This window comes from Paenibacillus anseongensis, from assembly GCF_009757995.1.
Taxonomy (GTDB): Bacteria; Bacillota; Bacilli; order Paenibacillales; family NBRC-103111; genus Paenibacillus_E; species Paenibacillus_E chondroitinus.
The window spans coordinates 184,196-198,052 of the sequence record NZ_WSEM01000003.1; the positions used below are offsets into that span (position 1 = coordinate 184,196).

Consider the following 13,857-nt stretch of genomic DNA (forward strand, 5'->3'; position numbering starts at 1 on the left):
GTCAGGCTCTAGTTGTAACAAAGCGGTTTACTATCATCTTTTCCAGAATAATTGCTAGACAAACCATATTTCAAAACTTTATTTGTCATTTCAAGACTTTATTTGTTATTTCAAAACTTTATTGTCAATTTCAAAACCAATTTGTCATCCAACACTTCGATTTCCAACCGCCCATTGACTTTCCATCTTCCACGTAATAAAATATTTTTACGTAACATATTAATTGTACTGGAGGCATCCTCTCCATGCTAAACGATATTCAGGAAAGGTATTACATCGAATCACCCGAGCAAGCTACAGTACTGCTTAACCCCATCCGCGGGGAGATTATTGCACAGCTCCTCGAACCTGGCTCTGCAGCTGAAGTTGCTCGAACTCTTGGTGAGACTGCGCAGCGGATCAACTATCACTTGAAAGCTTTGGAAAAAGCGGGTCTAGTGCAACGAGTCGGCACGCGTCAAGTGCGCAATCTGGTCGAAGTCCTGTACAGATCCATTGCCAAAACCTTCGTGCTAGCTGACAGTTTGAGCATGAAGCCTGAGACCGTACAAAAGCTGAAGGACCAAAGCTCGCTCGCCCATCTTGTCACAACGTCAGAGCGAATAAGGCGTGATGCCTTGCTGCTCATGGAGCAATCTGATGTTGGAGAAGAAATTCCCAGTGCTACGCTGCAGCTTCAAGTTCATTTGTGCGATGAACATCAGCGACAGGCGTTCATTGAGGAATATGCTGCCATGGTGCAGCAATTAGTGGAACGTTACGCTGCCGGCAAAGATGAGAATGAAGCCTATCAAGTATTATTAGCCGTGTATCCGAAACCGAAAGAATGAGGAGGACACCTTCGATGAGTCAAGAACATGAGCAAGAGAATGAATCAAAAAGAGAACAAAAGGACACAGTGCCAGGTGCAGCTATCATCACATGGGAGCACACTAGAGAGCGAGTAGCTCCAATCAAATCAGAGGGCCAAGTGATCTCCATTGACGATTATCGCCGCCAAGGCTTATCTGAGTCAGAAGCTACCTTTAACGTTCATGAATTCCCTTCTTCTCAGGGTGAGGAACCCGTCCGTCTTGTCATCATTTCCTCTGGTTTTGGCCAGAAACAGCCTGCTTACCGTCATACGCTACAAAGCAGAGCCGCGGCTTAAAAGAAAGATACTCCTCAATATAGAAAGGATGAATCCTATGAGTTTCATACCTATGGTTGTTGAACAATCCTCGCGCGGAGAGCGCTCTTACGATATTTATTCCCGTTTGCTTAAAGACAGAATTGTCTTCTTAGGAACAGAAGTGAATGATCAAGTAGCCAATGCGATTATTGCGCAGCTCCTGTTTCTTTCCGCTGAAGATCCTGAGAAAGACATTTCTCTCTACATTAACTCCCCTGGCGGTTCAACATCAGCCGGATTGGCTATCTATGATACGATGAATTTCATCAAACCTGACGTATCTACAATTTGTGTGGGAATGGCGGCATCCATGGGTGCGATTCTTCTGACAGCCGGTGCGCCGGGCAAGCGTTTTGCACTGCCAAACGCAGAAGTCATGATTCATCAACCTTGGGGCGGTGCCCAAGGGCAAGCCAGTGACATTCATATTCGCGCTCAGCATATTCTCAAAACACGCCACACACTTAACCGTATTCTCGCAGATACAACGAAACAGCCAATCGAGAAGATTGAGCTAGATACGGACCGTGATTACTATTTAGAGGCCGCTGATGCGAAGACGTACGGTTTGATTGACAAAGTTATCGAGAGAATTTAAGCTCGAGACCAAGTCACTTAGGTTAAAAAGGGAACTATGATCCACTATTTCCCTTGCAAACGGCCTTTCGGCAAGACTAAGTGAACTGTGGGCCGCTATTTCCAGGATTACAAGCGAAATGATGACAACCTAAGACAAATAAGACCCTACAGTTCTGCATGGCTACCGAAATTAGCCGAAGTGGCTCAAATAGCGACCTGTAGTTCCCTCCCACAGCCCACTCGCACTGATGTAAGCGAATTGGGTACTACTAGATCCTCAAAAAGAAGAAGCTGTCTCAAAAGTAGCAAACACTACTTTCACAGAGATCAGCTTCTTCTTTGTGCGATATGGCTGCTTCACAACCTAAACTCGGATAAGACCTTCCCTCGAAATCGTCAACTTCTCCCAACCGGTATCCGTAATCAGATACGTATCCTCAACGCCAACTACTCCCCGCCCGGGGAACGTAAACTTCGGTTCAATGGCGATGACCATGCCGGGAGCCAGCGGGTATTTGAAGCCTTTGGCGAGAACCGGCAATTCGTCGATCTCGAGCCCGATGCCGTGACCAAGGAACTTCACTTGGTCGGCGCCGTACCCCATGAAGTGGGCGCTCAGCCCCGCTTCCTGCACTTGATCCAGCGCGAGCAGATACAGATGCTCGGCAATCATGCCCGGCTGCAGCTTAGCCTCCGTGGCGCGGAGCACCTGCTCCGCCACGTCGTAGGCCCGCTGCAGCTCAGGGTCCAAATCGCCGATCACGAGCGTGCGCGTCTGATCGATCAAATACCCGTCGACCATGCAGCCAATGTCGACGAGAATCGGTTCGCCGCGCACAAGCAGCGCGCGGCCTGAGCTTTGCGGGCTGGACGGGTGGAGCCCCGTACCCCCGGCCGGCCCGTCAAAATAGGTGGGCACCGCTGCCGCCGCGCCTGTCGCGACCATTCCGGTGATTAACTCGGAATTGTACGCGCGCATGCGCATCAGCCCTTGGTGCCCGCGCAGCCGGAGCTGATGCTCGATGAGCGCCATCAGCTCAAACTCCGCTATCCCCTCACGAATGTGGGGGATGACTGCTTCCAGCGCCGCGTCGACGACGCGCGCCGCCTCCCGAATCGCCGCGACTTCGTCCGGCGATTTGATCATTCGCTGCTCGCGCACCAGCAGCGAGCCGTCCTCCCAGGCCGCGCCGGGCAGCGCCGCCTGGAGCTTCCCAAACAGCTGGACGGGTAACACGTCCAGCTCCGTAGCGATCCGCAGCGGTGCATCCCCCGCCGCGGCGCAGCGCGCGCGAAGACGCTCAGCCAGCGTCTTCCAGGATCCCAGCGCTTCCACGTCCGCTGACGCTTCCTCCTCCGCGCGGATCAAACTGCGGCGAACGAGATAAAGCGCCTCGCCCTCCGCCGGAATAAACAAATACCCTGTCTGCATCGAGCCGCAGTAATAATATATATCCACATGATGGGTGACCAGGAAGCCGGACCATCCCCGTTTGATCATCTCACCCTGAAGCCACTGCTGCCTTAGCTGGAAAATCGTCATTCGTACCTCTCCTCACAACTCCAAGAATGTACACCTCATCTGCTATTATACATTCAAAATACCATTTCTGCAGAACACTTAATCCTCCAAGTAATCGGCTGCAAAACAGTATAAGTTCTCGGGAATTGCAAGCGAATGAACATAATGACCCCTGGTCGGTTTAGCGTAACTGAGTAACCATAAGCGGAATTCGTATAGGTATAAGGAAATACCTCCCCTTCATTAACGATCTTAAATAACTCCACCACCACCTCATCCTGTAAAAAAGTGCCCGGCAGCGGATTATTCGCCGTATCCAGTCTTAAGTTTGCCTGCAAATATTGCAGGGCTACAGTCCTTGCCCTACTCTCATCAATAGCATGGATACCTTCAGCCAGCTTCACCTGATCATTTTGCTGAGCAGCCGCATGAACCGCGCGATTCAGTGCATGCTTCCCATGAAAAAGCGTATGCATGGCCAACTCTTCATCCGTTTGCAGCGCATACATCGACATAAACACGGCACTCATCAGCGCCATGAATAGCAGCTTATACACAACATCCCCTCAACCTTCAAGGCACATACTCACTCATCTTCATGCCGCTGGCCCCCATGCGGTCTGTTTCGGCTGGCACCGTGATCCCCACTAATCGATCAATAACAAAAAGCCGCTGATACGGATACGTCAGCTTCAAACTCAAGCCTGCTCCCCGCCAAACAGGTGATGTTGCATCCGTCCCTCCCATTCCCGTTGTGGTTCCAATCTTATACACGAGTTCTTCTGGCGTAAAACCCCTGGCCTCCATACGATTCCTGGACTCTTGAATCATCGACTGATCGATGTACCCATGCCTGCCGTTAGCGCCGATCTCCAGTAAATAATCAACCTCTTTTTGCAAAACAGCCTGGCGAACGATAATGACATGCTTGTACACGGGAGCGAACATGAACCAACAGAGCATAGTCACAAGTAAAACGAAAGCTAATAGCTGCTTCATGGATCAATCCGCTCTATGGTTCCATTAATTCTGGCACCTCCGTTGTTCACCTGCATGCGCGTTCCCGTATTTCCTCCAACCACATTGTTATAGATAACAATTACAACCATAATCAACATCACTGTCATCAAAATCGACCTCACAGCCTGCCCTCAGCATTAAGGCCTTAATGCCGTAATATCCGTATTGGCCTGCGTGCCATGCGTCGAAATATTCCGCCTTAATCCTGTCGAACCATCATTAACAATCGATGTAAAGAGGAAAGCAACCACAATCAGCATCATAACGGTAACTAAAATATTTCTCATAACACGCCACTCCTTTAGTTAATTGCATGAAATAAACGCTGACCCTCAGCAACCCACGGGTACATAAATACTCGAAACGTATTCAAAATCGGCAGTCCGGCAAGCACAAACAGTACGTAAGAGACTGCCTCTTTTTTACTTTCCCGCACTAACTCCATCTTTTCTTTATAGTCCTGAATCCTTTGCTTTAGCAGATCATAGTAGCTCGCATGTTCATTCAACCTGAGCACATTTAATGTCTCCCCGAAGCTGTGTGCTTCGTCCGTTCCCAACCTGATTTTGAACTGGGTAATTGCAGCTTCCGAGCCTTGATACCACTCATTGAGCAGCAGCCCGAACTGCGTCCGAATTGAGCGAGTTTGAGCAGCACATAAAGATAACTTTGCATGTAAACTCATATGTGAATCATTGTAATAAAGCAGATGATGACTAATGACGTAAATTTCCCGGACAATGCGATGAGCCCTCTTTTCCTTTAACTGAGCCAGCACTTTTTTATCGAAAAACAAAAATAGCAACAGACAGGCCGCCCCGGTTAATACATAGATAGGCTCAATAAACAAAGTGAGCAATGGATGTTGTAGGCCAACATAACCTAAAACACCAACCAGAAAGGCTGCAAGCAACAGAATTCTCCTGCCACCTTCGTAGAGACCTGCATTCATCCGGATGCCGCACCCTATAAGAAGCTGACGCTTCTCTTCTGTCGTTTTTGCCTTTAGCCCTAAGCATTTGAACAACCAGTCAGGGAGCTTCTTCTCCCGAAGCGCGCTCATAACCTGCGATGTCCTCCACCTATTTGCCCGAACAGGCACAAGCATAATACCGTGATAAACGGCCGTCATGAAAAGCACGAAGAGGAGTGAATTGGAAGCAATTTGAATCATTTCAGTAGGCCCTCACATTCTTCGCATTGAAAGATAAATCCCCATAATAAAAGAAACGAATATCAACAAAAGCGCATCCAAAATCATATTGCGTCCGCCAGGGTCCAAAACATAGTATAAATAGGCATTGTCAGCGTTTACTTTGAAATTAATGAACAAAAATAAGGCTAGAAATAAAATCGGCGTAAAATTGGCAATCCGAATCTCCAAAAGTCGATTTCGTTCCATTTGATCGAATCGCTGCGCTTTTCGCATGTCGATAATTAGCTCTTTGAAACTATCGCCAACAAAACTCCCTTCCGTCAAAGCGACACGCATAATACCAACGAAATACTCGGCCCATGCATGACCCAATGTAAGTGAAAAAATGCGCAGACTCTCCTCCTTATCTCTTTGTGTCATCAGATTTCGATAAAGCTGCTCAAACACAGGCTTAATCGGATACAAAATGCGGTTTTCCTCCAAACAATATTTCAATGCCATTTTCATATTCTTGTGAGGATCTACCATGTAATACTGGTAAAATACTTCTACAGCTGGGAGAAACTCCAATCGGGTTTGCAGCCTCACACTAACCAATTTAAGTCGAAGCAGCACATAGGGCAGTGACACGGAGATGCAAGTCAAAATCAGAACACCTTTTACCGACTGAAAATACAAGATTCCCGCTATCACGCCGACTAAAAATAAGACAAAAGTCACCACCAGCATCGTTTGCAGGCTCATGCCTAATTCGACGGATTCCATCATCTCCTTTACATGCTTAATCAATCGACTTCTATGGCCCAAATATTCACTTAAACGATTGCCAAACGAAGATGTTTTGACATAATGCAGCCTGAATCTGGCTTTGCGCTGTCGGATTAGTACGTGTAAAACGGATCGCACAGCCAGAAATACGACGATAAACAGCAGCGTCAGAAAGGCATATGTAGCGAAAATCATGCCATCACTCGCCTTCTTTCTCAATAAAACCGAGCTTCATCAACAAAGCATGCCCCTCATGGTCAGCCTTACTGATTTTCCGCGATGCGGGTTGCGACAATTTCCCGGGAAATTTCCAATCCTCTGTCGACTTGTCATAAACTGCGAGTTCCGTCACGCAAACCTCCTCATTTTCGTACCGATATTCGACGATCCGCACAATCTTCCTTTTCCCGTGGACGACGGCCATCTCCATCCCGATTTGTGTCACAAACGCGGTAATCCGTTTCGTCAAACGCAGAGGATCCATTCCCCTCCCGTCCAACATGCACATGTCCGTAATTGCATCAGGAACATCCTCAAGTTCACTTACGTGAACGGAAGTGATGCTGCCTTCATGCCCCCTCGTACAAGCTCTGACGTAAAGGTTCGCATCCTCGTCTCGAATTTCAGCATGACAAATCCGCTTCGGTGATTGACGCAATGCCAGCTTAAAAGCCTGCAAGCCGGAATGTCTCGGGTCTTCCTCGTCAATTTCGTATTCGACGATATTTTTGTACGGAAAATCACGTTTCAAATTTAATTCAAACCGCGATTCGATCGTAATAATCCTTTCGTTATGATCCATTTCTGCAATGATTGCTTTAATAAGATTGGTTTTACCGGAATTCGTGGGGCCAATAACGACCAAGTTAAAATAAGAATGGATCAAACACCGAATTAACTGCTCCATTCGATGATTCATTGTGGCAAGCTCCGCAGAAGCCAAAATCGCCAAATCAAACCTTTTTACCGTATAAAAACGAATCGTCAAAGTGGGTTCAGCCGTAAATCCGAAGCCAGTCATCGTCACTCGCGATCCATCCCGCAGCACAACCTCAGCCCAGCGCTTTCTAGGATTCAGCGTATCATTGTTAAAAAGCACTAAATTTTGTTGAATTCTTTCTAATTCACGTACAGAAGGCAGCGCATAAGCGGATGGGATCGCATTCCCGCCACGCACCTCAAAAATCTGCCTCCCCACAACTTGGATCTCCTCAAGTCCCTCCTTATGTTTCAATACCAGCTCCAGTACATTCATCCCAATAATTTCTGCAAAAATCGCCTCCGGCAAAGTCGTGTATCCGCTCGTTCGAGGTGGCCTGCCGGTAAGCCTTCTTTTTGAAACGAGATCATGAATAACGGCAAGCAGCTTCCCTCGATCCTCCTCATAACCAAGAATGGCGCGATTCAGCGTCTCATTGTAGAGTTGTTTCTCGGCCTCCGTTCTGCCTTTCATTGTCACAAGCTCACTGCGTATATCCTGTACCCATTGCTCAAAAATCACATCCTCCTCTGAGGACTGTCCACCCGCTCCCTCTCCTAAACCGTTGCAGCTTCCTCTATTTTCTAACTCTAATCCAACCATTTTCTCTGTGCTGCAGTTGCTCGTCGGATAAGTTCCCGTGTCAAAACCTGCTCCTGAGACCTTTTCCTTCAATTTTCGTTCGTGCATATAAGTAATAATCGAAAATCTTTCCTCGTTCACTCCTTTCACCCCGTTTCCATGTCATTAACTTGCCGTTTTTCTCCCCGTCATCAGCTTCTGCAGCCATGTAATTTGCCGTACAGTTTCTTTTCTGGGCAGCTTATAAAAGTCGGCTAATTTGGCCGCAACAGCTTTAACCTCCTCATACATCGGATGACTTGGGGTCAGCATGTCGAATAGTTTGCCTTGATTGCAGCGAGAAAGTGCGTCCCCATGCTTAGCCATCTGTCCGATCAAATGCAGCTGAGTTTCCTTGCGGATATCTTTAATCGTAAACTCACTATGCTTCGAATGACGTTCTGTCTGAACGGCCATGAGCTCAAAACCGTCCGGCTGCAAACCAAAAACCGAGCCAACCTGCCTAATCCACCGTGAAAAGTCTTCCTGAAAATGAGCAATATCCGCTGTCGTAACGACTACTTTGCTGTCAGCTTCCAACAACCCGCAAACGGTTGCCGCGTTATCCCAATAAGCATTGACCTCTATGACGCAAATATCAAAAGCCCTCCGGGCTACACGCAGCAAATGTACGATTTCCGATGGCGAAAAGAACTCTGCTTGCTCGCGCAGCATATTCCCATAGAGGACATGCAGCCCGTGGGCTTCTTTTGGTTTATCGCAAACGAGCAGCAATCTATCGGGTGTCAAGCTTTGAGCTTTTAGCTCCGCGCGCAAGCCATCCAGCGTAAAGCCGTTTTCGTCTCTCCCTAAGTAGCGATGGAGTTTAGAGCTTTTTAGATTTAAGCATACATATCCCACCTTCTGCGACGTCTCCGCCGCCAGCGAATAAGCCACACCAAAAGAGGCCAGGGTCGTCCCGATATTTGGCGTGGATCCGATAAATGTAACTAATTTACCTACAGGCTGTTGGTACCTTAAATCTCCCCCGGACCCGTCGACCCAAGCCCGAATGTCATCTGCAATCACTGCGGTGCTGCGTCCCGGCTGAATGTAGTCCAGCCTCCTAAGTTTGCACATTTTCACATACTTTTCATTGATCGTTACATCGTGATAATTGGAAAGCAAAACAATGATTTTCAAGTCGGGTTTTGCTTGCTGCAGCCCTTCAAGGAACTCCTCCAAGCCGCCGAAATCCAGTTCGCGATCGGATATAATCACATGTGAAAATGTTAACTCCGCTAAATGGCTGATCAAATCCGCAGCTGTTGATGAAATGATCCAGTTCAATGGTTTTCTATAAACGACGTGAATAATTTCGTCTATTAATCTTTGATCTGTTGAAAGTAAACCGATATTCATACCTCATCCCTCCTTCGCGCTCATTCTCCGGTCAAAATGGAAGAGGAACTGAAAGCAATAACCAATTTTGCTTTCTTCGAGCTGCATAAACGATCAATCTCCAGCCATTCATTTTCGGTTAAATTCAAGTTGATTTGGTCAATAGCCCCGTTAGCTTCCAAGCGGGAAGCATACATTTTCTCCTTATCACCTTCCACCTTGGATAACAAATTTGGATTTTTGGGATTGTCCACTTCCACATTCGCCGAGGATTTTACAGAAGCAACCGTAATTTCTTTTTCTTCAAAAAGCCTCCGTGAACCGCCGTCCTCCGTACCCGAGACATACACACGAACACGATCTCCCGCACGAATGCCGTTAGACACAGACAGTAAATATTCTTTAGGCATTTGGAAAGTAGCCTGCCGCTCATTCGGAAGCATATGATAACGGTTTACCTTCCATTTCAAAATAGGTTCCTTCGTGCCCAGCGGTATCAACGTTTCCTGCCCAATAATCTCGTTCAAACTAGTCAGCATACCGGATGTGTAGCTTCCCTTCTGTACAGGCCGGAGCTCCACCATGTCCTCACGTATTAAGACTCCCGCACGGATAAAATCCTTTGGAACCACGACCGGAATCGTCTGCTGCATCTCCACCTGATTAACTTGCAGCACGTATACCCCATACACGAGCATAGCCGCCGTAACAGCAGCAACCACAGCAATAAGCAGGCTTCTCCTGCGATTCAAATTCTCACCTCCATCGATAATAAAAAACAAAAAAACGCAGCTCTCGGACATTCATCCGAAATCTGCGTTCTTCGCACATTAAAAATAGCATAGAATCTTCCATATTTCAACATAAAAATGAAATCTATCTATTTCTCGTCCGTTCATGCAAAAAAATTACCCATTCCTTGTACTGATGTTGGGGGACGAGGGCTTGAGGGTTTCTCATTTCTACTCCTACCGCCACTATCCCTTTGACTCAGATTTTCGCATAAACAAGCTCTATCCCTCTCTAACCCTTCCTGCCTGTCTACCCTGTAGATACAACAGAAAGAATGAGAAATAGAAGAATAAAGCCTAAGTTCATTCCACTTCCGCTAGCGTTGGAAGTGCAGGAATCGCACCGCGACGCGTAGTCGTGATGGCGCCCACGCGGTTGGCAAAGTCAAAAACGCGCTCAGCGACGCCTGCTTCAGCGAGTGCGTCAACGATGTTCGCCGGCGTCACGCTCAGCGACGCCAGCTGAAAGAGCATGCCGCCGACGAAGCTGTCGCCGGCGCCTGTTGTATCCACGGCTGCCACCGGCGTGCCGGGGATGACAACATCCTGCCGCGCGCTCACAACGCGGCAGCCCTCAGGACCTAAAGTGATGATAATCACTTTAGGTCCGCGCTGCAGCAGCTGCTGCGCCCCAGTGGTCGCGTCCACGCCGAGGAGGAATTCGATCTCCTCCTCGCTGACCTTGACCACATCCGCAAGCGGAAGCTGCGCAAGGATTTCGGCCCGAGCTGCGTCCGCGCTCGGCCAAAGCGCTAGGCGCACATTGGGGTCGTACGACACCAGTGCGCCAAGATCTTTCGCCCTTTGCGCTGCGTCCAGCGTCGCGGTGCGGCAAGGCTCGGCAATCAAGGATACCGAGCCGAAATGATAGACCGCTGCGTCTTCCAACCACTGCGACTGGACTTCGTCTGCGCGCAGGAGCATGTCCGCCGCCGGGTCGCGGAAAAACAAGAAATCGCGCTCACCGTCCGCGCGCAGCGAAACAAAAGCCAGACCGGTCTTCGCCTCATCGGTCTGGACAACGGCCGTCTGCACGCCGACTTCGTCAAGCGTGCGCACGAGGAAATCGCCGAAGGGATCCCGGCCGATTTTCCCGATAAACCTTGCGTCGCCGCCTAGTTTGGCGACCGCCGCCGCGACATTAGCGGGTGCTCCGCCCGCCGCCCGCTGGAAGCTCGTGACGTCCGCCAAAGCTTGTCCATTTATTTCAGGTACGAAATCAATTAAAAGCTCACCCAAACACACAATATACGTTTTACCCATAAGTCCTTACTCCCCTTTACTTTGATAACCCAATGCGTTCAACACATAAGTGGTTGTTTGCTGAATAATCGTTCCCGTCTCGGGCCGCGGCTCCGAAAAAAGCGGCTCAAAGAAGTCTCGTTGCTTATAGAAAAAAATCGAACCTAATACAAACATTAGCGTACTGTCCAGGGAATCGAAGTGAAAATAACCTTCGCGCCTCCCCTTTTCCAACAAGTACCGAACCCTTTCCCATGCCGGAAAAACGAGAGCTCGTATCTTCTCAATACGCGGGGACGCCATGATAATTTCCATTTGAATCAGACTAATCATTTGAGGATCTTTATTCCGGATCAAAATAATTTCTTTAATAATCGCTTTAATTCCTTCTACAGGGTCTTCAATGTCAAAAAGGCCGGAAAGCTTATGTGAGGGAAAAAACTGATGGAAAATTTCATGGAAAACGCTCTCTTTTCCACCAAAATAATAGGAAACCAGAGCCACATTGGCCCCGGCTTCCTCACAAATTTGACGAACGCTTGTAGCATCATAACCATGCTCTGCGAATAATTTTTTTGCAGCGAGTACAATCTTTATCTTCATGTCTGATTCTTGGTGAGCCATTCTTTAGCGCCCTCCTTGTATAGAAGTTAAGCGGCTTGTGAGATTTGTCTCGTAGCAGGTGCTGCTTTTACTTTTTTAATAGATGCAACCACATAATCAATAGCTAATGCGATAACGGCAATCAGGAGCAAAGAACTTACTTCTTTCGTTACACCAGGACCGCCGAACAAAATATTCATCAGACCGTTAACCGCATACGTGGCCGGGAAATAATTGCTCAAAGTATGATAAAAGCTCGACAAAAGCTCCCTTGGTACGATGGCCCCGGAAGACACCAATTGCAAGGATAACATCGCGATGTTAAATAGCATACCTGCGTTCCCAAACAATGTCAAAAACATTTGTGCAACAAACGCAAACGTAAGCAAGAATAAGGATTCAAACAGCCATAATGCCATAAATCCTTTTTCTACATGTCCTCCCAAAGCAACAACCATTGTCGCGCTGATCAGCCCAACAACTACTGCGGCAATGACGGTGAGCATGAAGCGTGCGGCTAATTTGCCCATTTTACTTACCGATGCACCGAGGATATTCGTGGAAACGCTGAAGTTCATCCCCATAATCATTGTTCCTACAATTGAAGCAAGCACAAGCATCATAGGCAGCATTTGGTTCGGCATGTCTTTAACTTTATTTGTACTCTGAATATCCGAGGTTACCTTATTCGCCAGCCCCTGTGCAATCTGCCCCGCCTGTTCAGCCGGCAGTTCCGGAGCCATCTGAGTAAGCACGGCAGTTGCCCCTGCAGCTACTGCTTCCCCGTTCACAGTTGCCGTTACATTGCCTGCTACCGCCTGCATCACGGGTTTCATCATGGATGGATTGGACTCATTAATTGTATACGAAATGGGAGCGGTTTGCCCCGGTGTTTGCAGCTTTTTTGTAAAATCGGATGAAATGTGTATAACCATTTGCACTTGGCGGTTGTTCAGCATTTCTTGCGCTTTGTCGTTTGAGTCTATTTGCTCAGTTTGAAAAGGCAGATTCGCTTTCAAATTACTTGCCACTGTGCTTCCCATACCCTGATCTTCATTGACAATAGCGATCTTCAAATTCTTCGTGTTATCAGACACGCCTGCATAACCTGTCATCCAGATCAAGCTGAATAACAGTTGAAACATAATGGCTGTTATGATTCCTACTTTCGTCGTACCTTGCTTAAAAAATGCGCCTAGTGCTTGTTTCAACATGACCACTCCTATTTAAATTTAAACGATCATTTCAATTAAACGTTTGTTTAAATTATAGGGAGGAGTGCTTAGTCTGTCAATGAGGTTGTTGTTTAATAAGCAAATTTTTCACACCGCGCGCCACCACCACCGGTAACAAGAGCGCCGGAAAAACCTGAGTTCATGGAGGTTCTGTAGTGAATTGATTGACTGGGATGTTCGCCATAGCGCCGTTTGGAGAGCGGATGACGCACGCTGGCTAACCGGAGCAAGAGCGCTTGCAGCGCGATGACCGGCTACCGGTGAAGGCGAGCCGGGAAAACCTGAGTCATAGAGGTTCTGCAGTGAATTGACTTGGCTGCCGCCATAGCGCCGCTTGGAGAGCGGATCGCGCACGTCGGCTAAGCGGTGCTTGAGCGCCAGCTGCACGACGATGCCCCGGCCACCGGTTGCAGGACTGGTGTTAGTTTGGAGTAGAATGTCCGTTTCTAGAGGAGTGAAAATTCTTTAACTCTTGAGTGGTGGTTTTGTTTTTGATGGGAAGTTAAACCCTTCAAGTACAACGACATGAAAATACCCGCATTAGCGACAAGAAAATCCCTACAATCAATCATCAGCTTCTCTTGATTGATGGTATCGAAGTACGCTTGGATGTCGAAGTCAACCACCCAATTTCCTTTGCGGTTGTACGCCTTTCGGATACGGTAAGCGCCTGCTTTGCGCTTCGCATTGGCCTGAAACCAAACGAGGCTTCCTGAAAATCCGTTTCAAAGATCGGTTCTACGACCAGTTTCGTTGCCATCTGTTTAATGAAAAAGGGAGCAGCTGCCGCATGATATGCTCCCTTAACTTTCCACTAACGTTCCGCGTT

Annotated in this window: 17 protein-coding genes; 3 read left to right on the plus strand and 14 right to left on the minus strand. The window is 47.9% G+C overall.

What is annotated here, in order from left to right; all coding sequences use genetic code 11:
- Positions 1-245 precede the first annotated feature (245 nt).
- The 3 genes from GON05_RS01890 to clpP are packed head-to-tail and all read left to right on the plus strand — an operon-like array spanning position 246 to position 1,769.
- Entirely contained in the window at positions 246-830 is a 585-nt protein-coding gene (locus tag GON05_RS01890) for an ArsR/SmtB family transcription factor (protein ID WP_157317562.1), read from the plus strand.
- Positions 831-844: 14 nt separating this feature from the next.
- Entirely contained in the window at positions 845-1,150 is a 306-nt protein-coding gene (locus GON05_RS01895) for a hypothetical protein (protein ID WP_157317563.1), read from the plus strand.
- 37 nt (positions 1,151-1,187) lie between these two features.
- Positions 1,188-1,769 (plus strand): ATP-dependent Clp endopeptidase proteolytic subunit ClpP, encoded by a 582-nt coding sequence (clpP, locus tag GON05_RS01900; RefSeq protein WP_157317564.1) that lies wholly within the window; start codon positions 1,188-1,190, stop codon positions 1,767-1,769.
- Positions 1,770-2,114: 345 nt separating this feature from the next.
- Here clpP and GON05_RS01905 read toward each other — a convergent pair whose 3' ends face one another.
- From GON05_RS01905 to GON05_RS01960, 14 genes are all read right to left on the minus strand, one after another.
- Positions 2,115-3,293, minus strand: a complete 1,179-nt coding sequence (locus GON05_RS01905) for a M24 family metallopeptidase (protein ID WP_157317565.1) — start codon at positions 3,291-3,293, stop codon at positions 2,115-2,117.
- A gap of 53 nt (positions 3,294-3,346) precedes the next feature.
- Positions 3,347-3,829 (minus strand): hypothetical protein, encoded by a 483-nt coding sequence (locus GON05_RS01910; protein ID WP_181646090.1) that lies wholly within the window; start codon positions 3,827-3,829, stop codon positions 3,347-3,349.
- Positions 3,830-3,845: 16 nt separating this feature from the next.
- Positions 3,846-4,271, minus strand: a complete 426-nt coding sequence (locus GON05_RS01915; protein ID WP_157317566.1) for a hypothetical protein — start codon at positions 4,269-4,271, stop codon at positions 3,846-3,848.
- Positions 4,268-4,399: a hypothetical protein gene (locus GON05_RS39610; protein WP_258567494.1), complete on the minus strand. Its 132-nt coding sequence runs from the start codon at positions 4,397-4,399 to the stop codon at positions 4,268-4,270. Before GON05_RS39610 ends, GON05_RS01915 begins: the two co-directional genes overlap by 4 nt.
- A 30-nt stretch (positions 4,400-4,429) precedes the next feature.
- Positions 4,430-4,579: a hypothetical protein gene (locus GON05_RS38760; RefSeq protein ID WP_164819826.1), complete on the minus strand. Its 150-nt coding sequence runs from the start codon at positions 4,577-4,579 to the stop codon at positions 4,430-4,432.
- Positions 4,580-4,593: 14 nt separating this feature from the next.
- Positions 4,594-5,466: a hypothetical protein gene (locus tag GON05_RS01920; protein ID WP_157317567.1), complete on the minus strand. Its 873-nt coding sequence runs from the start codon at positions 5,464-5,466 to the stop codon at positions 4,594-4,596.
- Positions 5,467-5,478: 12 nt separating this feature from the next.
- The gene (locus GON05_RS01925; RefSeq protein ID WP_185157179.1) at positions 5,479-6,435 is read right to left on the minus strand and encodes a hypothetical protein; all 957 of its coding nucleotides are present in this window, start codon (positions 6,433-6,435) and stop codon (positions 5,479-5,481) included.
- Positions 6,416-7,885, minus strand: coding sequence for an ATPase, T2SS/T4P/T4SS family (locus tag GON05_RS01930; protein WP_246238757.1), 1,470 nt, complete (start codon positions 7,883-7,885; stop codon positions 6,416-6,418). The genes GON05_RS01925 and GON05_RS01930 overlap by 20 nt, the downstream gene beginning before the upstream one ends.
- Before the next feature lie 57 nt (positions 7,886-7,942).
- Positions 7,943-9,178 carry a CpaE/TadZ family protein gene (locus GON05_RS01935; protein ID WP_157317569.1) on the minus strand — a complete coding sequence of 412 codons (1,236 nt, stop codon included), beginning with the start codon at positions 9,176-9,178 and terminating at the stop codon, positions 7,943-7,945.
- 20 nt (positions 9,179-9,198) lie between these two features.
- Positions 9,199-9,909, minus strand: a complete 711-nt coding sequence (locus GON05_RS01940; protein ID WP_127458335.1) for a CpaB family protein — start codon at positions 9,907-9,909, stop codon at positions 9,199-9,201.
- Positions 9,910-10,251: 342 nt separating this feature from the next.
- Positions 10,252-11,211 (minus strand): PfkB family carbohydrate kinase, encoded by a 960-nt coding sequence (locus tag GON05_RS01945; RefSeq protein ID WP_157317570.1) that lies wholly within the window; start codon positions 11,209-11,211, stop codon positions 10,252-10,254.
- A gap of 6 nt (positions 11,212-11,217) precedes the next feature.
- Positions 11,218-11,814, minus strand: coding sequence for a TetR/AcrR family transcriptional regulator (locus GON05_RS01950; RefSeq protein ID WP_157317571.1), 597 nt, complete (start codon positions 11,812-11,814; stop codon positions 11,218-11,220).
- 26 nt (positions 11,815-11,840) lie between these two features.
- The gene (locus GON05_RS01955; protein ID WP_157317572.1) at positions 11,841-13,007 is read right to left on the minus strand and encodes a YhgE/Pip domain-containing protein; all 1,167 of its coding nucleotides are present in this window, start codon (positions 13,005-13,007) and stop codon (positions 11,841-11,843) included.
- 592 nt (positions 13,008-13,599) lie between these two features.
- The gene (locus GON05_RS01960; protein ID WP_246238758.1) at positions 13,600-13,788 is read right to left on the minus strand and encodes a hypothetical protein; all 189 of its coding nucleotides are present in this window, start codon (positions 13,786-13,788) and stop codon (positions 13,600-13,602) included.
- Positions 13,789-13,857: the final 69 nt, after the last annotated feature.